The sequence below is a fragment of the Alteriqipengyuania triglochinis genome, assembly GCF_054655655.1.
The window spans coordinates 287,335-310,056 of the sequence record NZ_BAAHNC010000002.1 but is presented as its reverse complement, the minus strand read 5'-3'; the positions used below and the strand labels follow the sequence as shown (position 1 = coordinate 310,056).

At 65.7% G+C, this 22,722-nt stretch carries 23 protein-coding genes and 1 pseudogene; 14 read left to right on the top strand and 10 right to left on the bottom strand.

Annotation, left to right across the window (positions count from 1 at the left end; translation table 11 throughout):
• Nucleotides 1-636 (top strand): exopolysaccharide biosynthesis protein, encoded by a 636-nt coding sequence (locus tag ACYQ0L_RS07200; RefSeq protein ID WP_459788367.1) that lies wholly within the window; start codon nt 1-3, stop codon nt 634-636.
• 24 nt (nt 637-660) lie between these two features.
• Here the strand turns inward: ACYQ0L_RS07200 and sucC are convergent, their stop codons facing one another.
• The gene (gene sucC / locus ACYQ0L_RS07195; protein WP_459788366.1) at nt 661-1,860 is read right to left on the bottom strand and encodes an ADP-forming succinate--CoA ligase subunit beta; all 1,200 of its coding nucleotides are present in this window, start codon (nt 1,858-1,860) and stop codon (nt 661-663) included.
• A gap of 119 nt (nt 1,861-1,979) precedes the next feature.
• On the opposite strand from sucC, the gene ACYQ0L_RS07190 reads away from it, so the two are divergent.
• Nucleotides 1,980-2,777: a 3'(2'),5'-bisphosphate nucleotidase CysQ gene (locus ACYQ0L_RS07190; RefSeq protein ID WP_459788365.1), complete on the top strand. Its 798-nt coding sequence runs from the start codon at nt 1,980-1,982 to the stop codon at nt 2,775-2,777.
• Nucleotides 2,778-2,859: 82 nt separating this feature from the next.
• Here the strand turns inward: ACYQ0L_RS07190 and ACYQ0L_RS07185 are convergent, their stop codons facing one another.
• Nucleotides 2,860-3,552 (bottom strand): YiaD family glycine zipper/OmpA-like lipoprotein, encoded by a 693-nt coding sequence (locus tag ACYQ0L_RS07185; protein WP_459788364.1) that lies wholly within the window; start codon nt 3,550-3,552, stop codon nt 2,860-2,862.
• 206 nt (nt 3,553-3,758) lie between these two features.
• Here ACYQ0L_RS07185 and ACYQ0L_RS07180 point away from each other — a divergent pair, with 206 nt between their 5' ends.
• From ACYQ0L_RS07180 to ACYQ0L_RS07165, 4 genes and pseudogenes are all read left to right on the top strand, one after another.
• On the top strand, nt 3,759-5,087 hold the full coding sequence (locus ACYQ0L_RS07180) for a hemolysin family protein (protein ID WP_459788363.1): 1,329 nt from the start codon (nt 3,759-3,761) through the stop codon (nt 5,085-5,087).
• Between the two features lie 48 nt (nt 5,088-5,135).
• On the top strand, nt 5,136-5,993 hold the full coding sequence (locus tag ACYQ0L_RS07175; RefSeq protein WP_459788362.1) for a diacylglycerol/lipid kinase family protein: 858 nt from the start codon (nt 5,136-5,138) through the stop codon (nt 5,991-5,993).
• A gap of 4 nt (nt 5,994-5,997) precedes the next feature.
• Nucleotides 5,998-6,864 carry a metallophosphoesterase family protein gene (locus tag ACYQ0L_RS07170; RefSeq protein WP_459788361.1) on the top strand — a complete coding sequence of 289 codons (867 nt, stop codon included), beginning with the start codon at nt 5,998-6,000 and terminating at the stop codon, nt 6,862-6,864.
• Nucleotides 6,865-6,902: 38 nt separating this feature from the next.
• Nucleotides 6,903-7,393, top strand: a pseudogene (locus ACYQ0L_RS07165) (GNAT family N-acetyltransferase).
• Between the two features lie 90 nt (nt 7,394-7,483).
• Here ACYQ0L_RS07165 and rpsI read toward each other — a convergent pair.
• The 5 genes from rpsI to ACYQ0L_RS07140 form a co-directional block, all read right to left on the bottom strand.
• Nucleotides 7,484-8,023: a 30S ribosomal protein S9 gene (rpsI, locus tag ACYQ0L_RS07160; protein WP_459788360.1), complete on the bottom strand. Its 540-nt coding sequence runs from the start codon at nt 8,021-8,023 to the stop codon at nt 7,484-7,486.
• Nucleotides 8,023-8,502, bottom strand: a complete 480-nt coding sequence (gene rplM / locus ACYQ0L_RS07155; RefSeq protein WP_459788359.1) for a 50S ribosomal protein L13 — start codon at nt 8,500-8,502, stop codon at nt 8,023-8,025. Before rplM ends, rpsI begins: the two co-directional genes overlap by 1 nt.
• 143 nt (nt 8,503-8,645) lie before the next feature.
• Entirely contained in the window at nt 8,646-9,359 is a 714-nt protein-coding gene (locus ACYQ0L_RS07150) for a hypothetical protein (RefSeq protein WP_459788358.1), read from the bottom strand.
• Nucleotides 9,356-9,667 carry a divalent-cation tolerance protein CutA gene (cutA, locus tag ACYQ0L_RS07145; protein ID WP_459788356.1) on the bottom strand — a complete coding sequence of 104 codons (312 nt, stop codon included), beginning with the start codon at nt 9,665-9,667 and terminating at the stop codon, nt 9,356-9,358. The genes ACYQ0L_RS07150 and cutA overlap by 4 nt, the downstream gene beginning before the upstream one ends.
• Nucleotides 9,664-10,734 (bottom strand): COX15/CtaA family protein, encoded by a 1,071-nt coding sequence (locus ACYQ0L_RS07140; protein WP_459788355.1) that lies wholly within the window; start codon nt 10,732-10,734, stop codon nt 9,664-9,666. Before ACYQ0L_RS07140 ends, cutA begins: the two co-directional genes overlap by 4 nt.
• Nucleotides 10,735-10,838: 104 nt before the next feature.
• Between ACYQ0L_RS07140 and ACYQ0L_RS07135 the strand changes: the two genes are divergently transcribed.
• The 3 genes from ACYQ0L_RS07135 to ACYQ0L_RS07125 all read left to right on the top strand — a co-directional run bounded on the left by ACYQ0L_RS07135 (nt 10,839) and on the right by ACYQ0L_RS07125 (nt 12,913).
• Nucleotides 10,839-11,246, top strand: coding sequence for a MerC domain-containing protein (locus ACYQ0L_RS07135; protein ID WP_459788353.1), 408 nt, complete (start codon nt 10,839-10,841; stop codon nt 11,244-11,246).
• Between the two features lie 19 nt (nt 11,247-11,265).
• Complete coding sequence (gene thiS, locus ACYQ0L_RS07130; RefSeq protein ID WP_459788352.1) at nt 11,266-12,258, top strand: sulfur carrier protein ThiS; 993 nt, start codon at nt 11,266-11,268, stop codon at nt 12,256-12,258.
• Between the two features lie 118 nt (nt 12,259-12,376).
• On the top strand, nt 12,377-12,913 hold the full coding sequence (locus ACYQ0L_RS07125; RefSeq protein WP_459788351.1) for a hypothetical protein: 537 nt from the start codon (nt 12,377-12,379) through the stop codon (nt 12,911-12,913).
• Nucleotides 12,914-12,994: 81 nt separating this feature from the next.
• Here ACYQ0L_RS07125 and ACYQ0L_RS07120 read toward each other — a convergent pair whose 3' ends face one another.
• The 3 genes from ACYQ0L_RS07120 to ACYQ0L_RS07110 all read right to left on the bottom strand — a co-directional run bounded on the left by ACYQ0L_RS07120 (nt 12,995) and on the right by ACYQ0L_RS07110 (nt 17,695).
• Nucleotides 12,995-14,806, bottom strand: a complete 1,812-nt coding sequence (locus ACYQ0L_RS07120; protein ID WP_459788350.1) for an AMP-dependent synthetase/ligase — start codon at nt 14,804-14,806, stop codon at nt 12,995-12,997.
• 97 nt (nt 14,807-14,903) lie between these two features.
• Nucleotides 14,904-16,652, bottom strand: coding sequence for a gamma-glutamyltransferase (gene ggt / locus ACYQ0L_RS07115; RefSeq protein WP_459788349.1), 1,749 nt, complete (start codon nt 16,650-16,652; stop codon nt 14,904-14,906).
• A gap of 8 nt (nt 16,653-16,660) precedes the next feature.
• Nucleotides 16,661-17,695: a quinone-dependent dihydroorotate dehydrogenase gene (locus tag ACYQ0L_RS07110; RefSeq protein ID WP_459788348.1), complete on the bottom strand. Its 1,035-nt coding sequence runs from the start codon at nt 17,693-17,695 to the stop codon at nt 16,661-16,663.
• A gap of 123 nt (nt 17,696-17,818) precedes the next feature.
• On the opposite strand from ACYQ0L_RS07110, the gene ACYQ0L_RS07105 reads away from it, so the two are divergent.
• The 5 genes from ACYQ0L_RS07105 to ACYQ0L_RS07085 all read left to right on the top strand — a co-directional run bounded on the left by ACYQ0L_RS07105 (nt 17,819) and on the right by ACYQ0L_RS07085 (nt 22,721).
• Nucleotides 17,819-19,657, top strand: a complete 1,839-nt coding sequence (locus ACYQ0L_RS07105) for a DUF885 domain-containing protein (protein WP_459788347.1) — start codon at nt 17,819-17,821, stop codon at nt 19,655-19,657.
• A 73-nt stretch (nt 19,658-19,730) separates the two neighbouring features.
• Nucleotides 19,731-20,171: an SUF system Fe-S cluster assembly regulator gene (locus tag ACYQ0L_RS07100; RefSeq protein ID WP_459788346.1), complete on the top strand. Its 441-nt coding sequence runs from the start codon at nt 19,731-19,733 to the stop codon at nt 20,169-20,171.
• The gene (gene sufB / locus ACYQ0L_RS07095) at nt 20,168-21,661 is read left to right on the top strand and encodes a Fe-S cluster assembly protein SufB (protein WP_459788345.1); all 1,494 of its coding nucleotides are present in this window, start codon (nt 20,168-20,170) and stop codon (nt 21,659-21,661) included. The genes ACYQ0L_RS07100 and sufB overlap by 4 nt, the downstream gene beginning before the upstream one ends.
• Nucleotides 21,658-22,122, top strand: coding sequence for a hypothetical protein (locus ACYQ0L_RS07090; RefSeq protein WP_459788344.1), 465 nt, complete (start codon nt 21,658-21,660; stop codon nt 22,120-22,122). Before sufB ends, ACYQ0L_RS07090 begins: the two co-directional genes overlap by 4 nt.
• Complete coding sequence (locus ACYQ0L_RS07085; protein ID WP_459788343.1) at nt 22,119-22,721, top strand: DUF559 domain-containing protein; 603 nt, start codon at nt 22,119-22,121, stop codon at nt 22,719-22,721. Before ACYQ0L_RS07090 ends, ACYQ0L_RS07085 begins: the two co-directional genes overlap by 4 nt.
• The last annotated feature ends 1 nt before the right edge of the window (nt 22,722 follow it).

Sequence of the window (22,722 nt, the reverse complement as noted above, 5' to 3'; positions counted from 1 at the left end):
ATGTCCGACACCCCGAAAAGCGTTTGCGGCATTCTGGACCGGCTGGCCGAGATCGGGGGCGGTAATGACAAGGTCACCTTGGGCGATATCGTCGGCGCGTTCGGCAGCCGGTCCTACGGCCCGGTCCTGCTGGTGCCTGCCCTGATCGGCATATCGCCGCTCGGGGGCATTCCCGGCGTACCGACTTTCCTCGCGGTGACGCTTCTGCTGTTTGCTGTGCAGATGGTCTTCGGCAAGCAGCACCTGTGGTTGCCGGGGGTTCTCAAGGACCGTTCGGTCGAGGGAGAGAAGCTCGCCGATGCAGCTCGGAAGATGGAGAAGGTCGGCAACTGGCTCGACAAGCTGTTCCATGGCCGGCTGACCATGTTTACCGGCAGGACGGCGGGCCGGCTCGCCGCGATCGTGATCTCGCTGCTGTGCCTTTCGATCCCGCCGCTCGAGCTGTTGCCGTTTGCGGTTGCGCTGCCGATGGCGGTCATCGGCGCGTTCGGTATCGCGCTGACCGTGCGCGACGGGCTGCTGATGCTGGTCGCCTTTATCGGCAGCGGCGCTGCCTTCTACATCCTGATTACGAAGGTCGTGCTCGGGATGCTGATGGGCGATGGTTCGGGCGGCGGCAGCGGCGGGATGTTCTAGCCACCCGCCGCGCCGGCCCGTACCTTACTTGCCCTTGTTGACCTCGGCCACGATCTTGCGCGCGGCATCGCCAAGATCGTCGGCGCTGACGATCGCGAGGCCCGAATTGTCGAGGATCTGCTTGCCGGCCTCGACATTGGTACCTTCGAGGCGGACCACCAGCGGAACCTGGATGTTCACTTCCTTGGCGGCTGCGACGATGCCTTCGGCAATGATGTCGCACTTCATGATGCCGCCGAAGATGTTGACGAGGATGCCTTCGACCGCCGGATCCTTGAGGATCAGCTTGAACGCAGCCGTCACCTTCTCCTTGTTGGCGCCACCGCCCACGTCGAGGAAGTTGGCCGGGAACGCGCCGTTCAGCTTGATGATGTCCATCGTCGCCATGGCGAGGCCGGCGCCGTTGACCATGCAGCCGATATTGCCGTCGAGCTTGATGTAGGCGAGGTCGTACTCGCTCGCCTCGACCTCGGCCTCGTCTTCCTCGGTGACGTCGCGCAGCGCTTCGACGTCCTTGTGGCGATACATGGCGTTCGAATCGAAGCTCATCTTGGTGTCGAGCACGGTCAGCTGGCCGTCCTTCGTTTCCACCAGCGGATTGATCTCCAGCATCGCGCAGTCATAGGCGAGGAAGGCTTCGTAGAGCTGCTTGGCCAGCTTCTGCGCCTGCTTGTTGAGGTCGCCTTCCAGCTTCAGCGCAAAGGCCACCGCGCGGCCGTGGTGCGGCATGAAGCCCTGCGCCGGGTCGATGGTGATCGTGGTGATCCGCTCGGGCGTTTCATGCGCGACGGTCTCGATGTCCATGCCACCCTCGGTCGAGGCGACCATGGCGACTTCGCCGCTAGCGCGGTCGACGAGCAGCGCGAGGTAGTATTCCTTGGCGATGTCGACGCCGTCGGTGACGTAGAGGCGATTAACTTCCTTGCCTGCGTCGCCCGTCTGCACGGTGACCAGCGTGTTGCCGAGCATTTCGCGCGCAGCCGATTCGACCTCGTCGATCGACTTGGCGAGGCGCACGCCGCCACTTGCATCGGGGCCCAGTTCCTTGAACTTGCCCTTGCCGCGGCCGCCGGCATGGATCTGCGCTTTCACGACATAGAGCGGTCCGGGCAGCTGCTTCGCGCCTTCGACCGCTTCTTCCACATTCATCGCGGGGATGCCCTTGGGGATGGCGATTCCGTGTCCGGCGAGCAGTTCCTTGGCCTGGTATTCGTGGATATTCATGGGGGCGCTTCGTCCTTTGCGGGATGGATCTTCGGCGAAAAGGTTTTCGCGTCGCGCATAAGCATGGATGCGGGCGCTTGAAAAGGGCGCTGTCCCGACGCACATGCCGCCGCGTCGTCATGATCGATTATACACGCCTCGATGCGATCGTCCGGGAAGCCGGGCGAATCGCCATGGACCTCTGGCCGGGTGCCGGAAACAGCGTGGAAAGCTGGGACAAGGGCACGAACGATCCGGTCTGCGAGGCCGACGTTGCCATCGACCGCTTCCTGAAGCGTGAATTGTCGGCCCTGCTGCCGAGCGCGGGCTGGCTGTCGGAAGAAACGACCGACCAGGCCGACCGCCTTGCCGACCGGCTGGTCTGGGTGGTCGACCCGATCGACGGCACGCGCGATTATCTGCGCGGACGCACCGGCTGGGCGGTCTCTGTCGCGCTGGTCAGTTCGGGCCGTTCGCTGATCGCCTGCCTCGAGGCGCCAGCCCGGGGCGAAAGCTGGCAGGCCACTGCGGGCCGCGGCGCCACGCGCAACGGGGAGCGGCTGATCGCATCGACGCGGACGCAGTTCGAGGGCGCGCGCGTACCCGCTGCCGATCTCGCGGCGGAGGACAAGGTTCTCGCGCAGGTCGACCAGCCCAACGGCATCGCCCTGCGCGCCGCGATGGTGGCCGCGGGTGAGGCAGACCTGCTGGCGACCATGCGCTGGGGTTACGAGTGGGATATCGCCGCCGCGACGCTGATCGCGCGCGAGGCGGGGGCGGCGGTGAGCGACATTTTCGGCCAGCCGCTGGGCTACAACAAGCGCGATCCACGCAGCTTCGGCCTGCTGGTGTGCGCCCCCAAGCTGCAGCCTGCGGCGATCGAGCATTTCGGCGCACGCGCCCGAGAGCGGCTGGGCAACGCCCGCGGGCCGAAATAGCGCACGCCACATTTGTGCGGATGTGAAAAGGGCCGACGCATCGCTGCGCCGGCCCCGTCCTGTCTGATGATGACGCTGGCGCCTAGTTGCGCGCTGCGTTCACCTGTTCCTGGCTGATCGGAACGATCTTGATCTCGACCCGGCGGTTGAGCGGTTCGTTCACGCCGTCGGCGGTCTGCACACGCAGGTACTGCGGGTCTTCGCCATAGCCGCGGGTCGCGATGCGCGAACGCGAAACGCCCCGGCGGACGAGATAGTCTGCCACGGCCTGTGCGCGGCGTTCCGACAGATCCTGGTTGTAGCCTGGCTGGCCGGTCGTGTCGGTGAACCCGTACACGTCGATCAGGCTGTTGGGATACTGGATCATGCTGTTGGCGATCGTATCGAGCGTGCGCTGGAAATTGGCATTGATCGTCGACGAATTGGTCGAGAAGGTCACGCCGTCGGGCAGGCGGACGAGGATGGCTTCCTGGTCGCCGATTTCCTCGACGTCGACGCCGCTGCCTGCAGTCTGTTCGTCGAGTTCGCGGATCTGGTCGTCGAACTGGTCGCCGATGACCGCGCCGGCGCTACCGCCGATGCCCGCGCCGATGATGCGTGCGGCATCGCCGCCGATCACGCCGCCCAGCAGGTAGCCAAGGGTACCGCCAATGGCGGCGCCGGCGGCGGTGCGGGAGAAGGTGCGTTCGCCGGTGTTAGGATCGGTCACGCAAGCGGAGGTGCTCACCAGGGCGGCAACGGCCACCGAGGAGAGAATGATGCGGGGGGTCTTCATAGGTTTTTCTGTCCCTCTTTTATATCTTCATGCGCCGTGATGCGCACGCACGTCGGCGCCAGCGTTCCACCTACGCTCGCCCAATCCGTAACGCCGCCCTGGTCGGCCCGGTTCCCACAGCAGCCCGCGCATGAACCGCTGCTGTGCGTGCCATTGGCGGGATGACGGCTGGCGTGGCGCCTCTTTTGTGCTAGCGCACAGGAACCGTGACACCTTTCCCCTGGACAGACCTTCTCATCATCGCCTGCCTGATCGTGCTCAACGCGGTCTTTGCGATGTCGGAACTGGCGATCGTTTCCGCCAAGACCACGCGCCTGCAGGCGAAGGCGGAGCGTGGCAGCGCCGCCGCTGCCACCGCACTGGAGCTGGCGGGCGATCCCGGCAAGTTCCTCTCTACCGTGCAGATCGGCATCACCCTGGTGGGCATCATCTCGGGTGCCTATTCCGGCGCCAGCCTCGGCGGCCCGATCGGCGAGCGGCTGGAAGGTCTGCTGGGGATGTCTCCCGACCTGGCCGCCCAGGCAGGGTTCGCGCTGGTGATCGCGCTGACCACCTATGCGACGCTGGTGATCGGCGAGCTGGTGCCCAAGCAGCTTGCCCTGCGCGCGGCGGAGCCGATCGCCCTCGTCATGGCGCGGCCGATGAAGTGGCTCGCGATCATCGCCGCGCCGGTCGTGTGGGTGCTCGATTTCTCCTCCGCCACCATCGTCCGCCTGTTCGGCGTGCGTCCCGGCGGGCAGTCCAGCGTCACTGCGGAGGAACTGCAGATGCTGTTCGCCGAAGCGACCCGCAGCGGCGTGCTGGAAGCCGAACAGAGCGCGATCCTGAAGGGCGTCGTGCGCCTTGCCGACCGGCCGGTGCGCGAACTGATGACTCCGCGCACGGAGGTCGACTGGGTCGACGCGAGCGCCGACCGCGGCGAGATCGAACAGACCTTCGCCGAAAGCCCGCATTCGCTGATGCCGGTCGGCGAGGGATCGCCCGACCGGATCATCGGCGTGGTCAAGGTGCGCGACGTGCTGGCGGCGATGGTTGCCGGCGGGCCCTTCGCGCTGGCGGACATGGTCAAGCGAGTGGAGGTCGTTCCCGATCAGCTCGATGCGATGGACGCGCTGCGCGTGCTCCAGCAGGCCGATGTCGCGATGGCGATGGTGCACGACGAATACGGCCATCTCGACGGGATCGTCACCCCGATCGACCTGCTGACTGCGATCGTCGGCCAGTTCGAAAGCGACAAGGACCAGGGCGAGATCCCCGAAGTGATCGAGCGCGCGGACGGATCGCTGCTGGTCTCCGGCAGCCTCTCCGCCGAGGAACTGCGCGATCGCCTCGATCTCGATTACGGGGAAGACCGCGACTTTGCGACGGCAGCCGGGTTCGCTTTGTGGGTGCTCAAGCACCTGCCCGAGGAAGGCGAGGTCTTCACCCACCAGGGCTGGCGGTTCGAGGTGGTCGACATGGACGGCCGCAAGATCGACAAGCTGCTGGTCCAGCGGATCGATCCCGAGGGCGATTCCGCGGACCGGGACGGCTGATAAATCCTCGACCACGGAACCGCGCCTGCGCCGGGGCCTTTGGATAGTATGACCAAATCCCGCGACATCTGGCTGATCACCAACGAGGGCAGCGGCTCTGTACGTGAAGAGCTGCTTTCCGACCTGCACGAAGCGTGCGAGCGATCCGACCTGTGCATTGCCGAGCGCACGACCTTCCCGCGCGATTCGATCCCCACTCCCGAGCAGCTTGAGGATCGCGGCGTCGAAACCGTGGTGACGCTTGGTGGCGACGGCACGATCAATGCCGTTGTCGCCGCGCTGGCGGGGTGGAGCGGTGCCGTCCTCCCCCTGCCGGGCGGAACGCAGAACCTGCTGACCCACCGCCTGCACGGCGATGCCGTGGTGCACGAGGTTCTGCATGCCTTCGCGACGGGCAAGGCGCGCAGGTCTCGCCCCAAGATCATCCGCAGTGCGCAAGGCATCGCGCTGGCCGGGTTGCTCGTCGGCCCCGGCACCAGCTGGAACGAGGTGCGCGAGGCGCTGCGTGCGGGCGATCCTTCGGCCATGCTCTCCGCCACGGGCACCGCGCTGCAGGATACCACCGGCATGCCTCCCGTGCGGATCGCAGAGCCCGATGCGGGCGAGCGGGAGGGATATCCCATCCTCGAGCTTGTGCCGCATGCCGGGGGCCTCGATGTGGCGGCCTATCACGCGCGCACCGGCGCCGATTTCCTTGCTCAGACCTGGGCCCTGTTGCGGCAGGAGTTCCGCGAGGGCCCGCACGATACCTATGGGCCCTTCGACCGGCTGGTGCTGGAAAGCACCGGAGACGAGCCGCTCGACCTGCTGCTCGACGGCGAACCTGCCCATGGGCAGGAACGGGAGGTCTTCACGCTCGACGCCTGCCCGGTCGACTTGATCGAGACACTGATGGAAGGTGCCTGAACCCGTGCCGGAAAATCCTGCGGATACTCTGCTGTTTCACGTCAGCGACATCCATTTCGGGCTCGAGAATAACGAGGCGCTCGACTGGTTCGCCGCCGAGGTCGCGCGCCTGAAGCCGGCCGCGATCACGATCACCGGCGATCTGACGATGCGCGCGCGGCATCACGAATTCAGGGCGGCCGAACAGTGGATCGGAATGCTCGCCCCGCCGGTCACTCTCGACGTCGGCAACCACGACATGCCCTACTTCAACCTGATCGAGCGTTTCCTTGCGCCGTACAAGCGCTTCGGCCGGCTGCGCGACGTGGTCGAGCGCGAGATCGACCTGCCCGGGATCGCGCTGGTCCCGCTCAAGACGGCGGTGCGGATGCAGCCGCGCTTCAACTGGTCGAAGGGCTGGGTGACGAGCGATGCGCTGGAAAAATGCCTCACGCGGATCGACGCCCTGCCGAAGGGAACGCGTGCGCTGGTCACCGTACACCACCCGCTGCGCGAAGTCGGCACGCAGGGAACCGCGCTGACCCGCGGCGGTTCGAAAGCGCTCGCCGAACTGGCCAAACGCAACGTGCTCGGCGTGCTGTCGGGCCACGTCCACGATGCCTTCGATATCATGGAGGATACCCCGCACGGGCCGGTGCGCATGATTGGTGCGGGGACCTTGTCGCAGCGTTTGCGCTCCACTCCGCCCAGCTTCAACGAGCTGCACTGGGACGGCGAAAGCCTGCGTGTATGCATTCGCACGCTGGAAAATATCGAGGACGAGGCGATGAAGATCGACGACGTGCCCGAAGACGCACATCCGCCCCGCGAAGAAGGCGAGCCGGTCGCGCCGGTCGGTGCGGTTCCGCGGACCGATCCGCCGGTGAGCTGAGGCATCGGATGCACGTGCCGCTGTGCTATCGATAGAACGTGCATATCGAGACCGACAGGCTCCTGATCCGTTCGCTCCGTGAAGATGACATCGAGGCATACCACGCGATTGTGCGGGACCAGCGGGTCACCCGTTACCTGGGAGATGGTCAGCCGCACAGCAGGCAGGCTGCGTCGAACTATATCCGCGACTGTATCGAACGAGAAAAAGGTCAGGATCTCACGCGTTATGCGGTGACCGACAGGGAGAGTGGCGCAGTCATCGGATTTTGCGGCTCAAGCGCATCTCCGGCCTTGTCGATTTTGGCTACCGATTCTGCCCTGGTGTCTGGGGGCGTGGCATTGCCACCGAGGCCGGAGCGGCGGTTCTCGAATACGGGCGGGACAATCTTGGGCTCACCCAGATTACCGCGCTCGCCTTCCCGGAGAATGCCGGCTCGATCTCTGTGCTCCGAAAGCTACGGTTTCTTGATTGGACGAATCCCGCATCCGCAGACGATTGCTATGTCTGGTTTCGACAAGAGATCTGATGCACGGCTTTTGCAACGCCGACGCCGGTTAAACAAAAAGGGCGGCGCCTCGCGGCACCGCCCCTCCTGGTGATTGGTTGGCCTTGTAGCTTAACGCTTCGAGAACTGGAAGCTGCGGCGTGCCTTGGCGCGGCCGTACTTCTTACGCTCGACCACGCGGCTGTCGCGGGTCAGGAAGCCTGCCGACTTGACCGTGCTGCGCAGCGCGGGCTCGTACTTGGTCAGCGCCTGGCTGATGCCGTGCTTCACCGCACCGGCCTGGCCCGAAAGGCCGCCGCCGCGCACGGTGGCGACGACATCGTACTGACCTTCACGATCGGTGATCGCGAACGGCTGGTTGATCACGAGGCGCAGCGTGGGGCGGGCGAAATACTTCTCCTGCTCCTTGCCGTTGATCGTGATCGTGCCCTTGCCGGGCTTGACCCAGACGCGGGCAACGGCGTCCTTGCGGCGACCGGTGGCATAGGCGCGGCCCTGCTTGTCCAGCTCCTGCTCGCGCAGCGGCGCGGTGCTTTCGGCCACCACGGCGGCGTCGGCGGCAGGCGCGTCGCCCGCGATGTTCGCCAGATCGGCGAGATCGCGCACGCTCTCGGTCTTCGGTTCTTCCTGGTTGTTGTTTTCGTCGGCCATTATGCGACAGCCTTGTTCTTGCGGTTCATGGAAGCAACGTCGAGCGTCTCGGGCTTCTGGCCCTCGTGCGGGTGCTCGGTGCCGGCATAGAGGTGCAGCGCCTTCATCTGCTGGCGACCCAGCGGGCCGCGCGGGATCATCCGCTCAACCGCCTTTTCCAGCACGCGCTCGGGGAACTTGCCCTCGAGGATCTTCGCGGGCGTCGTTTCCTTGATGCCGCCGGCATAGCCGGTGTGCTTGTAATACTTCTTCTCGCCCATCTTGCGGCCGGTGAACTTCACCTTGTCCGCATTGAGGACGATCACGTGATCGCCGCAATCGACGTGCGGGGTGTAGCTCGGCTTGTGCTTGCCGCGCAGGTGGTTCGCGATGATCGCGGCGAGGCGGCCGACCACGAGGCCTTCCGCGTCGATCACCAACCAGTTCTTTTCGACCTCGGCCGGCTTGATCGACCGGGTCATCTTGCTGAGCGCCTTCATGGCTATCGTGTCCCTCGAGTATTGGGGGGTCTCGCCGGAGGTAGAAACGGGCGTTGCGCCGAGTCGTCCTGCCGGTCGTGGAGCGCGCTAATGCGTCCGAAGGCGTCTCAAGTCAAGCAATCATGCGGTATAGGCGAGAGGTATTATGGTACCGCATCCGCAATCGCCCAGCGGTCCCGGCCCTTTCGGGTGATCTCGCCGGTGGTCGTTTCCGCCTCGCGCAGGAAGCTTACCATCAGGCCGGTGGCCGGATCGGCCTCGGTCTTTTCGCGCATCGTCACGGTGCCTTCGGTCCCGTCGGGCACGGCAATCGCGCGGCTGGCGCTGGAATCTCTCGGGACGGGGAAAAACAGGTCGCGCGGCAGCAGGGTCAGCCAGTCATGGCCGCGATCCGAGATGTCCCGGATGAACTGGCGCGATGCGGCCTCGGGCGCGACGCCGGCCGTCCGCTCGTGTGCGTAGTCCAGCGCCGCGGTTACGGCCGTTTCCGGCAGGGCGGGCGCAGCGGAGCCCGGATCGGCGGGAAGGATCGAACCTTCGGCGTCGAGCCTCAGCGGCAGGAAGCCGCTCTCCACCCGGCGACGTTCGAGATCGGCGAGCGCGGCGAGTGCGGGCGGCGCGGCGACCTCCACGGCGATCTGGGTCCCGTTGACCAGGGTTGTGCCGTTCCCAGCCGGTGCGAAGGAAATCCGCCACTGCCGGGTGGCCTCGACATACAGGGAATCGGGCAGGCTGCGACACAGGGCACGCGAAAGGATGAACTCACCCGCGATAGTACCTGCCCGCAACGCGCCGGGTAGCAGAGCCATCGCTCCGACACCGGCGAGAAAGCCGCGCCGCCCGATCGACGCTCTCATTGCAGGAGTTCGGCGAGCCAGGGGCCGGTCGCCGAGCCGCTCGCATCGGCGCGCCAGCCGAGGATCGCCGGCGTATCGTAGGGGTGCAGATCATCGAGCCGCGCGACCGCCGCATCGAGCCGGTCCGCGTGGGTCTTGAACAGCACCGCGATTTCCTCGCCTTGGCCGCGTTCGCCATCCCATTCGAATAGGGCCTCGATGCGGCCGATCACATTGGCGCAGGCGACGAGGCGTTCATCGAGCAGTTTGGCGGCCACCGCTTTTGCATCCTCCCGGCTTGCGAAAACGGTGTAGATCAGCGCGCTCACGCCGTCGGCTCGCCGATCCGCTGACCGATCGCGTGCGCGGCAGCCGCCGTCGCGGCGACCAGCAACGCGCCTGTCACCTGGTGCGCAACCGCAATCCACAGCGACACTCCGGTGATAACGGTGGTAATGCCGAGCAGCACCTGTCCGGTGGCGAGCCCCATCAGCGCCTTGCCGGCGTTGCCCCCACGCGGGAGGGCCTTGAAGCCCAGCCAGAGCAGCATGGCAAATGCCGCCCAGGCGAACCAGCGGTGGAGGAAGTGGAGCAGGAAGGGATCGTGGGTCACCGCCCACAAGAGCCCGCGTGCCATATCCGCTTCGGGCAGGAGGCGCCCCTGCATCAGCGGCCAGGTGTTCGAAGCCAGCCCCGCATTGAGGCCCGCGACCCACGCGCCGAGCAGGATCTGGACGAACAGCACTCCGCCCGCGGCCATAGCGAAGGGCCGCAAGCGCGCAGGGCGTGCGGTGCGATCACGGTTCAGCGCATGAAGGTCGAGAGAGGTCCATACGAGGCCCGCAAGGGTAAAGAGTGCGGTGCACAGATGGACCGAAAGCCAGAAATGGCTGACGTCCGTCATCGTCCCGCCGAGGCCGGAGCGGACCATCAGCCAGCCGAAGACACCCTGCAACCCGCCCAGCGCAAGCAGCGCGAGCAGGCGCGGCTTGTAGCCCTGCGGGATCCAGCCTCTAACCCACGCGAATGCGAGCGGCAGGGCGAAGACGAGGCCGATCACCCGCCCGATGAGGCGGTGAAACCATTCCCAGAAGAAGATGTTCTTGAAATCGGCGAGCGTCATGCCTGCCGGGCCCGCCTCGAAACGGTATTCGGGGGTGGCCCGATACCGGGCGAACTCGGCCTGCCACGCCTGGTCGCTGAGCGGGGGCAGCACACCCGTCACCGGGTCCCATTGGGTGATCGACAGGCCCGATTCGGTGAGCCGGGTGATCCCGCCGACCGCGACGATCAGTACGACCATCGCCGCGACGAGGAGGAGCCACCACGCCAGCCAGCCCGGCCGGTCGTGGTCCTGGGCGTGAACGCCCGAATGGGGAAGGGAGGCTGTAGCCATCCGGTATGAATGCGTATTGCGGCAAAAACTTGCAAGCGCGTCGAAAGGGAATTTCGCACCCCCGTGCCTTGTAAAATGAAACAACATCACATATCTGTCGCTCCATGAACTTCCGGAGCCTTTCGAATCGCATCAGGCTCGATGCGCTGGGCATCGCCCTGTCTACGCTGTGTGCGGTGCATTGCGTGCTGACGATCGTGGTGATCTCCTCGCTCGGCCTCGCAGGCGGCTGGCTGCTCGCGCCAGAGCTGCACTGGTGGGGGCTGGCCGCCGCGACGATCATTGCCGGAGTCGCGATCGGCATCGGGGCCGTGCGCCATCGCCGCCGGATGCCCTTCGTCGTGGCGATGACCGGCCTGACCTTCATGGGCGGCGCGCTGGCTGCCCCGCATGGCGTGCAGGAGGCCGTGCTGACGATCATCGGCGTGGCGCTGGTGTCGCTCGGCCATGTCCTCAACCTGCGTCATTCGCCGCGCGCTCATGCGCGCCGAAGCTTGCGCCAATCGCGCTGAGCCCTATGTCGCTCGTGCCATGAGCGACACCAAATCGATTCAGCTGAACGGCGAGAGCTGCACCACCTCCGCCTCCGACATTGCCGCGCTGGTGCGCGACCTCGGCTTCGCGCCCGAAAAGGTCGCGGTCGAGCATAATGGCGAGATTGCGCCCCGCTCGCAGCTTGGCGAGATTGCGCTGGCCGATGGCGATCGGCTGGAGATCGTCCACTTCGTCGGTGGCGGCGACCATGTGCGTGAAGAGAACGACAGCTGGAGCGTTGCGGGGCACACCTTCCACTCGCGGCTGATCGTGGGCACCGGGAAGTACAAGGACTTCGCGCAGAACGCCGCCGCGCTCGAAGCGAGCGGGGCGGAGATCGTCACGGTGGCGGTCCGCCGGGTGAACGTGTCCGATCCCAACCAGCCGATGCTGACCGATTTCATCGACCCCAAGAAGGTCACTTACCTGCCCAACACCGCCGGTTGCTTCACCGCCGACGAAGCGGTGCGCACGCTGCGCCTCGCGCGTGAGGCGGGCGGCTGGGACCTCGTGAAGCTGGAAGTGCTGGGCGAGGCGAAAACGCTCTACCCCGACATGCGCGAAACCCTGCGCGCGACCGAGACGCTGGCGAAGGAAGGCTTTCACCCGATGGTCTACTGCGCGGACGACCCGATCGCCGCGAAGCAGCTGGAAGAGGCGGGTGCCGTCGCGATCATGCCGCTGGGCGCGCCGATCGGCAGTGGGCTGGGCATCCAGAACCGGGTGACGATTCGCCTGATCGTGGAAGGGGCCAATGTGCCCGTGCTGGTGGATGCGGGCGTAGGCACTGCATCGGATGCGGCGGTGGGGATGGAGCTGGGCTGCGACGGCATCCTCATGAACACGGCGATCGCCGAGGCGAAGGACCCGATTCGCATGGCCCGCGCGATGAAGCTGGCGGTGCAGGCCGGGCGCGATGCCTATCTTTCCGGACGGATGGCCACGCGCAAATATGCCGATCCCAGCAGCCCGCTCGCCGGACTGATCTAGCCCGCGCGCAGCCTGCGGGTACTCTTCGCCCCGACGCGCGGATCGCACGCTTAGCGGATTGTTTACCAAGTTCGGCGAAACATGGTTCCATCGAATCACGGCCCGATGGAGCGGCACGATGGCGACGACGAACAATACCACCAGCCTGAGCATCGCCGAGATGCGCGAATTCGCGAGCTTCAGCGCCTGCGAACAGCGCTTTATCCGGCGTAATCTCGATGTCGGGCTTGGGCGGTGCGACGCGTTCAAGCTGTGGGCCCGAAATACAACGGAGAATGTCGCGATTCGCCGCCAGTACGTCGCCTATCAGGACCTCAAGGCGATGCGTCACGCAATCCCCGAGACCGACGCGAACGACTTGATCGGGCCTTTCATCGGCCAGCTCTCGCGCCTCGCGGCCTTCGATCTGGCGCAGGAGCGAATCGACGGTTTCTCGCCCTTCCGCTTCCTCTACGAACGCCTGCTGGGCGCGCAGGTCCGCCCGTGGCTGCCGAGTGCGTTCTGCGCCGGTGCCGCGATGCCGCAGCTGCGGCCTGCCCGCCGCAAACTGCTGCTGCAGTCGCTGAGCGAAGCTGCCGCAACCGCGCCGGCATGGTCCAATCGCGCGCCGAGCTTCTTCCCCGAATATGTCGCGCTGGAAGACGAGGCCGCCTGAGCGACGCACGGGCGACCCGCGCGCGCACCCTTCCACCACCAGAGCGGTGACGGCTTTGTCACCTTCGTCGAACCGCCCCCGTCAGCTGCGGTACAATCCGTCGAGCCGGTCGCCATAGCGTTCGCGGATCTTGTGCCGGCGGATCTTCATGCTTGGCGTGAGTTCCTCGTTCTCGATCGAGAAAGGCTCGTCCGCGAAAGCGAAGCCGCGCACCTTCTCGACCACCGACAATTCGCTGTTCACGCGGTCGACCGCCTTGCGGATCGCGGCGCGGAATTCGGGCAGTTCATGGACCTTGCTGCAATCCATCGGCTTGCCCTGCGCGCTGCACCAGTCGAGCGACCATTCCGTATCGGGCACGATCAGTCCGACAACATAGGGCCGCCGGTCGCCGGCGACCATGGCCTGCCCGATCTCGGGCTGCAGCGTCAGCATGCCCTCGATTTTCTGCGGGGCGACATTGTCGCCCTTGTCGTTGACGATCATGTCCTTCTTGCGATCGGTAATGACGATCCGGCCCTTCTCGTCCAGATGGCCGATGTCGCCGGTATGCAGCCAGCCATTCTGCAACGCACGGTTCGTCTCGGGCTGGTTCTGCCAGTAGCCGTGCATCACCAGTTCGCCGCGGCACAGGATCTCGCCATCCTCCGCGATCCGGATTTCCACGCCCTTCATCGGCGGGCCGACCGTGTCCATGGAGACTCCGGCAGCCGGGCGGTTGCAGCTGATGACAGGCCCTGCCTCGGTCTGGCCATAGCCCTGCATCATCGGCAGGCCGAGCGCCTGGAAGAAGGTGCCGACGTCGGGGTTTAGCGGGGCACCACCCGATACCATCGCCTTGATGCGCCCACCGAACTTGGCGCGGATCTTGGGCCGCAGCAGCTTCCCGACGAGCAGATCCATCGGCTTGTCGCGCAGGCGCTTCTTGCCGTTGGGGCCCGCCCGCTCCTCGATCTCGAGCGCGCGGTCCATCAGGTAACTGGCAGCGCCGCCCTGCTTGGCGATCTGCTTCATGATCCGCGTGCGCAGCACTTCGAACAGGCGCGGGACCACCACCATCACGGTCGGGCTGGTTTCTTCGATATTGCCGGCGAGCTTTTCCAGCCCCTCGGAATAATAGATCTGGGCGCCGACCCCGATCGGCAGGAATTGGCCGCCCGTATGCTCGTACGCATGGCTCAGCGGGAGGAAGGACAGGAAGCGTTCCTCGTCCGAGAGGTTGAAATCGTCGATCAGGATGTCCGCTGCGCCTGCGACATTGCACAGGATCGCGCCATGGTGTTGCAACACGCCACGCGGCGCGCCGCCGGTGCCACTGGTGTAGATGATGCACGCAGTATCTTCGCGCCCGATCTTCGCGATCCGCGCATCCACGGCGGCGCGCGCGGCCTGCGCATCGCCCTGCGTCATTCGCTCCCACCCATGGCAGGCAAGGTTGCCGCCCTGGTATCCGCGCACGCTTTCGATCGGGATGATGTGTTCGGCAATGCCGGTATGGAAGATCGCCGGGATCAGCGGGCCCGACAGCTTCTCGTTCGACACGATCACCGCTTTCGCCCCCGAATTGTCGAGGATGTGGATGTGATCGCGTTCGGTATTCGTGATGTAGGCGGGCACCGTGATGCAGCCTGCCGCCATAATCGCGAGGTCCGCAATGCACCATTCCGGGCGGTTCTCCGACACGAGCATGACCCGGTCGCCATCCCCCAGCCCAAGCCCGCGCAGGTTTTCGGCCAGTACGCAGACCGCGTCGGCGGCTTCGCGCCAGCTGATGGTCTGCCACTCGCCCGCGACCTTGCGACCGAGGAAGGGCGCGTCGCCCCTTGCGTCGGCGCGTTGCAGGAACAGCGAGACAAGATTGCTCGCCCGTTCGATCTCTTCAAGCTGCGTCAAAGGTGCACCAACTCCCCAATTCCGGCTGCACTTATACTTATCGTGGCGGTTTAGGCTCCCGCCGACCCTACGGCAAGCTTCCGCCGACATGCCTGCGTCAGGGCAGCTTCGTCGTGTCCTCGTGCCGGTCGTAGGCGAGACCGTCGAGCCGCGGGTCGTAAGCCGCAACCCAGCCATCGGACGTGTTGAGTGCGCCATTGGTCCGGAACAGGAAGTCGCTGGCAGTGACATTGGCATGGCCGAGCGCGTTGAATTGCGCGGTCGCGCCTTCGAACCAGCTGCCCTTTTCCACGATCACCCGGTCGCCGAAGGCCATCACCATCGGCAGCGCGAGCGCGTCTTCGAGATCGAGGCCGAAGTCGATCACCCCGATGATCGCGCGCGTGGTCTGGATCGGAATGGTCGCGCCGCCTGCCGCGCCCAGCGCGAGGAAAGGCTTGCCCTGCGGGTCGTAGACGATGGTGGGTGACATCGAACTGCGCGGGCGCTTGCCGCCCTGTACCCGGTTTGCCGAGAGCATCCCGTCGCGCGCCGGGGCGAAGTCGAAATCGGTCAGCTCGTTGTTGAGGTAGAACCCGCCGTATCGCAGCCCGGAGCCGAAGGCCCCTTCGATGGTGCTCGTGTAGCTGACCATTGCGCCATCCGGCCCGACGGTGACGAAGTGGGTGGTGCCGCTTTCGGGATAGGCTTCACCCGCCGGGGTCGGGGCGGGGGCGCCGGGCGGCGTACCTGGGGCGACCGAAGCTGCGGCCCTGGCGGGATCGATCAGCTGCGACCGGCTGGCGAGATAGCCGGGATCGATCAGGCCCTGCGTCGGCACATCGACGAAATCGGCATCGCCGGTGTAGATCTCGCGGTCGGCATAGGCGAGCCGCTGGGCTTCGAGGAACAGGTGCCAGGCTTCGACGGATTTCGGCCCCATCGCGGCGAGGTCGAAGCGTTCAAGCTGTTCGAGGATGCCGATCACTGCGATCCCGCCTGACGAGGGCGGGCCCATCGAACACACCTTGTATCCGCGATAGTCGCCGCACACCGGATCGCGCCGGCGCGCTTCGTAGGCGGCGATGTCGCTCGCGGTCATCGCGGGTGTGCGCGGCGTCTGCGTGGCGATGGTTTGGGCGAGCCCTTCGGCGAAGTCGCCATGGTAGAACGCCTCCGGTCCGGCCGCCGCGATACGCGCGAGCGTGCCGGCCAGCTCTGGCTGGACAATCCGCGTGCCGACCGGCTTGGGTGCGCCGTCGGGGGTGTAATAAAGGGCGCGGCCTTCCTCGGTATGGCCGGCGCGCTTCACCTGACCCTCCAGCGAGGAGCGAAGCCGCGCGTTGAGGACGATTCCGTCGCGTGCCAGCGCGATAGCCGGTTCGAACAGCTTGGCCCATGCCAGCTTGCCATGCTCGCCGTGGATCTTCGCGGCGACCGCGAGATTTCCGGGCACACCGACGCTCAGCCCGCTGATGGTTGCCTCCCCGGTGGGGAGCGGCTTGCCATCCGGCCCGAGGAACCAGTCCGGGGTGGCGGAGGACGGTGCCTTCTCGCGCCCGTCGTAGCTTTCCACTTTGCCGTCGGGCGCGCCGTAGAGGATGAAGCCGCCGCCGCCGATGCCCGAGCTCTGCGGCTCGACCACGGTCAGCGCGATCATCGTGGCGAGCGCCGCGTCGACCGCGTTGCCGCCCTGTGCCAGCATAGCCTCGCCCGCCGCCGTGGCGCGCGGATCGGCGGAGGCAACCGCCCCGGCGAAGGCGGGCGCGGCCGCCTCGGCGTTGGTGGCCAGCGGTTCGGCCGGGACGCCGGCGCATCCGGCGAGCGAGACGGTGGCGGCAAACCCCGCGAAAGTGCGAAACAGCATGGTGATCCTCAAGCTTGCGATCCGATTGCCTGCTCCATCGAGGCAAAGCCCTCGCACCGCAAGCGTTGCGCAAGGCCGTGCGCGATACGGCGGCCCAGCATTGGCCCCCGATAGACCATCGCCGAATAGAGCTGGACGAGGCTCGCGCCCGCGACGATCCGTTCCCATGCGGCATCGGCGCTATCGATCCCCCCGGCGGCAATGAGGGGGATTTGCCCGCCCGTCGCCTTGCGGAAATCCTTGAGTCGCTGGAGCGAAATCGGGGCGAGCGGCGCGCCCGAGAGGCCGCCCGTTTCGCCCGCGTGCTTCGATCCCAGCGCAGGCCGCGCCAGCGTGGTGTTGGAAATGATCAGAGCGGCCAGCGGGCTATCCAGCGCGACCTTCGCAATGGCGTCGATCTCCGCAGGCTCCAGATCGGGCGCGAGCTTGAGGAACACGGGCGGCCCATCGGCCCCGCGCGCCTCGAACACGCCGGCCAGCAGGTCCTTCAGCGCATCACCTGCCTGCAGGTTGCGCAGGCCCGGCGTGTTGGGGCTGGAGATATTGACCGTCAGATAGCTGGCGAGGGGTGCCATCAGCTCGGTCAGCAGCGCATAGTCCGCGATGCGATCGTCGCTGTCCTTGTTGGCGCCGATATTGATGCCGACGATCCCCGGCCTGCCCGCGCGCTTGCGCAGGCGCTTGTGCGCCGCCTCGGCCCCGCCATTGTTGAACCCCATGCGGTTGATGACCGCACGATCCTCGACCAGCCGGAACAGTCGTGGCTTGGGGTTCCCCGCCTGCGGCAGCGGCGTGATCGTGCCCACCTCGACGAACCCGAAGCCGAGGCCCAGCAGCGCGTCGGGCACTTCGGCATCCTTGTCGTACCCCGGTGCGACCCCGACCGGGCTCGGGAAGGTCAGACCGCCGAGCGTGACCGCCAGCGCCGGGTCGTGGCGCGGCGGTTTTCCGGTCGGCATCCGTTTCAGGCCAGCGAGCGAAAGGCGATGCGCGCGCTCGGGATCGAGTGTGAAAAGCAGCGGACGAAGGGCAGGGAACAGCATGCGCCCAGCCCTATGCCGGGTGCCTTGCGCTGTCGAGCGGGCGCGCGCCGTACACCGCCCTTTCCACCGCGCGATGGCTCGGGCAGGGTGCCCGGCAACGACACGTTTCCGGAGAGAGCCTCGATGAAGACCGCCCCGCAGACCGCCATCCTCCTGCTCGCCAGCCTCGGCCTTGCCGCCTGCGCCGCCGTGCCCGCCGAAACCGGCTCGTCGGCGTCTGCGCCAGTGCAGGAAGCGCCCGCCGATATCGATACACTGTTCGACACCTACGATGCGGCCCAACTGGCGATGTCGCCGCTGACCAAGGCCTATCGCGGGATTCGGGACGAGGACTACGATCGCTGGGGCGACTTCTCGGACGCGGCGCAGGTTCGCGAGGAGGCCCTCCTGCAGTCTTTTGCGGACCGGATGCGCGCGGGCTACGACGCGCAGGCCCTCTCGCCGAAGGATGCGCTGTCCTACCGCCTGTTCGATGCGATGGCGCAGCGTTCGGCGTCGCTGTTTCCGTTCCGCGACTACGGCTACATCTTCGACCAGATGAACGGCGCGCAGAGCCAGCTGCCCGCCTTCCTCATCAATATTCACGCCGTGCAGAACGCCGATCATGCGCGCGATTACGTTTCGCGGATCGAAGGGCTGGGCGGTGTGATGGACACTCTGACCGCGCAATCGCGCGACCGGGCCGATGAAGGCGTCATGCCGCCCGACTGGGTCTACTCCTATGTCATTTCCGACATCCGCAACCTGCTGGAAGCGGGCGAGAACAGCGCGGTGCTCGAGGATTTCCGCGGCAAGGTTGATGCGCTCGACGGTGTCGATGCAGACACGAAGGCCGGGCTCAAAGCCGATGCGACCACAGCCTGGACCACCTCTGCAGTGCCCGCCTATCGCCGCCTGCTCGCCGAGATGGAGCGCCAGCAGAAAATCGCGCCGACCGATGACGGCATCTGGCGCTTCCCCGAGGGCGAGGCCTATTACGCCGCACTGCTCAAGAACTACACCACGACGGACTTGACCGCCGACCAGATCCACCGGATCGGGCTGGAAAATGTCGCGCGCATTCATGACGAGATGCGCGCGATCATGAAGCAGGTCGGGTTCGAGGGCACCTTGCAGGAGTTCTTCGAATTCACCCGCAGCGACGACCGGTTCTACTACGATACGCGCGAAGCCTATCTCGGCGATGCGCAGGACAAGCTCGATGCGATGGAAGCGCGGCTGCCCGAATTCTTCGCCACGCTTCCCAAGGCCGCACTCACGGTCAAACCGGTCGAGGCGTTTCGCGAACAGAGCGCGGGCAAGGCGTTCTACCAGAGCCCCGCGCCCGACGGTTCGCGCCCCGGCACCTATTACGTGAACCTCTATAACCTGAAGGACATGAGCAAGAACGAGCTGGAGGCGCTCGCCTATCACGAAGGCCTGCCCGGCCATCACCTCCAGCGTTCGATCCAGACCGAGCTGGGCGACGTGCCGCCCTTCCGCCGCTTCGGCGGGGTCACCGCCTATACCGAAGGCTGGGGCCTCTATTCGGAGGAGCTGGGCAAGGACATGGGCTTCTACACCGACCCCTACTCCGACTTCGGGCGGCTGCAGATGGAGCTGTGGCGCGCGTGCCGGCTGGTGGTCGATACCGGTATCCATTCCAAGCGCTGGAGCCGGGAACAGGCGATCGAGTACCTGTCCGAGAACACGCCCAATCCCGATGGCGACATCCGCAAGGCGATCGAGCGCTATATCGTCTATCCCGGCCAGGCGACCGCCTACATGATCGGCAAATTGAAGATCATGGAACTGCGCGAGAAAGCGCGCGCCGAGCTGGGCGATGATTTCGACATCCGCGCATTCCACGACGTCGTGCTGCTGCCCGGGCCCGTCCCGCTCGATATCCTCGAAGAGAATGTCGCGGAATGGGTGGCGCAGTCCCGCCCGGTATCCGATGCGCCGATGACCATGGGAGACTAGCTGGAAAACGCTAACGACTCGCAAGAGTCGGGTTTTGGTTGAAATCGGACCGAATTGATCCGAATTGGGCGTTATGCGCCTCAGCAACCTCGCCGATTATGCCATCGTCATCATGGCGGCGACCGCACGCAAGTGCGGCGGCGGGCGCGTGTCTTCGGCCGATCTCGCGCAGGAAACCGGCATTCCGGTGCCGACGGCGCAGAAGATCGTCAGCAAGCTGAGCGCTGCCGGCCTGCTGCGTTCCACGCGCGGCGCGGGCGGCGGATTGCAGCTCGCGCGGCCCGCAGCGGCGATCAGCATGGCCGATATCGTCGAGGCGATCGAAGGCCCGATCGCGCTCGTCACCTGTATCGACACCGGCGATTGCGCGGTCGATCACGAATGCAGCGTCAAGGCACACTGGCCCGTCGTCAACGCTGCCGTGCGCGGCGCGCTGGCAGACGTATCGCTGGCGCAGATCGCGACCAAGGCTCCCAACGCGGCAGCAAGCTCCGCGCAGAAAGAAGTGGCATGAACGAAGCTATCGACCTCAAGCAGCCCGAACAGGACGTAGAAGCGCGCGAAGCCGCCGCCAAGGCCGCCGAATATGAGTTCGGCTGGCATTCGGATATCGAGACCGACTACGCGCCCAAGGGGCTCAGCGAAGACACGGTCAGGTTCATCTCGGCCAAGAAGCAAGAGCCCGAATGGATGCTTGAATGGCGGCTCAAGGCCTATCGCAAATGGCTCACGATGGAGGAGCCGAACTGGGCGAAGCTCGGCTATCCCGAGATCGATTACCAGGATGCCTATTACTACGCCGCGCCGAAGAAGAAGGAAGAGCTGGAGTCGCTCGACGAGCTCGATCCGGAGATCAAGCGGGTGTACGACAAGCTCGGCATTCCGCTGGGCGAGCAGGAAGTGCTGGCCGGCGTGAAGGGCGCGCGCAAGGTCGCAGTGGATGCGGTGTTCGACAGCGTCAGCGTCGCCACCAGCTTCCGCGAAGAGCTTCAGCGGGCGGGCGTCATCTTCCGCTCGATCTCCGAAGCGATCCGCGAATATCCCGATCTGGTGAAGCAATGGCTCGGCAAGGTCGTGCCGCAGAACGACAACTACTTCGCGTGCCTCAACAGCGCGGTCTTCAGCGATGGCACCTTCGTCTACATCCCCGAAGGCGTGCGCTGCCCGATGGAGCTGAGCACCTATTTCCGCATCAATGCGGAGAATACCGGGCAGTTCGAACGCACGCTGATCGTGGCCGAAAAGGGCAGCTATGTCAGCTACCTCGAAGGCTGCACCGCGCCGATGCGCGACGAGAACCAGCTCCACGCCGCGGTGGTCGAGCTGGTCGCGATGGACGATGCCGAGATCAAGTATTCCACGGTGCAGAACTGGTATCCCGGCAATGCCGATGGCGTGGGCGGGATCTATAATTTCGTGACCAAGCGCGGGCTGTGCCAGGGTGCGCGCTCCAAGATCAGCTGGACGCAGGTCGAGACCGGCTCTGCGGTGACGTGGAAATACCCCAGCTGCGTGCTGAACGGTGAGAATTCCGTCGGCGAGTTTTACTCGGTCGCGGTCACCAACAACCACCAGCAGGCCGATACCGGGACCAAGATGGTCCATAACGGCAAGGGCAGCCGCTCCACGATCATCTCCAAGGGAATCAGCGCCGGCCAGAGCAACAACACCTATCGCGGGCTGGTCCGCGTGGCCGCCAACGCCGATGGCGTGCGCAACCGCACCGAGTGCGATTCGCTGCTGCTGGGCGACAGGTGCGGCGCGCACACCGTGCCCTATATCGAGGTGAAGAACCCCACCGCGCAGATCGAGCACGAGGCGACCACCTCCAAGATTTCCGACGACCAGCTGTTTTACGCGCAGCAGCGCGGGCTGGACGAGGAAGCGGCGATCGCGCTGATCGTCAACGGCTTCGCCAAGGAAGTGATGAAGCAGCTGCCGATGGAATTCGCGGTCGAGGCGCAGAAGCTGCTGGCGATCTCGCTGGAAGGGAGCGTGGGGTGATCTTTCCCATTCTTCTTGCGGCCCTTCAACCAGCAGGCGATCCCCCGCCAATGCTGAAGACGAATCCTTGCGAAGACTGCAAGCCCGCCGCCCCACTGGAGTCGATAGCGCAAAACGACATCGACGCTGCCGCTGCAATCTATGACACCTATTTCCGCTGCTACTGGAGCACGTTGAGCAAGCACCCGGACTTTGGCTCGGCAGAAGCGCAGGCGGCGCAGGCGGCGCTTGTCACCGCGCGAACGTCTTGCAGCACGCCGCGCGAGAGCGCCGATCGCGCGCTCGATCGCTTTCTCCTAGATCGAAAGACCTACGGGGACGCAACCGGGGTTGAGGGCGTTCGCGAGAATTTTCGCCGAACCGCGGGACTTACTTTCATGTACATGACCGCATCCGCAAATGGCGTTCAAGATGCCTATCTCACCATGATGGATGCAGCGACGGAAACTGACGCCAGATGACTGACCGCAAAACCCTCAACCTTCGCCCCGCATCCGAAGATTCCGACACCCCCGCGGTCAAACGCAAGGGCCGCGGATGGGAAATCTCGGAGAAGCGCCTCGACGCGCTGCATGATCGTGCGCGCGAGATGCGTCGCCATGCGAGCCCGGCGCACAAGGCGCTGGCGGAGAAGTTCTCCAAGGCCGATTTCGGGCGCTATTCCTTCACCCGCTTCGCGGTGGTCGGCAGCGCGATCGTCGATTTCAACTCGCACGATATGGGCCTCGCGATCCTGATCGACGAGGAGGGTGTCGAGCCCGCCATCGCGAACCGGCGCGACAAGAGCCTCGAGGCGGTCGGCATCCGCGTGGTCCATGTCGCCGCCGCCGATATCCTCGCCGATATCGACGCGGTGCTTGCCACGCTGACGCAGGAAATGCGCGCCGCGATCGCCGCCCGCAAGGAAGCACGCCGTCGTCACGAGGCAGAGAACCCGCGCCAGACCAAGCCGCGCTACGACCGCGAAGGCAACGGCCCGCCGCGAAACCAGCGCAATTCCCATCCCAGATCGAACACCACGCGCAGCGATCGCACGCCGCGCGACGACAACAGGACCTAGA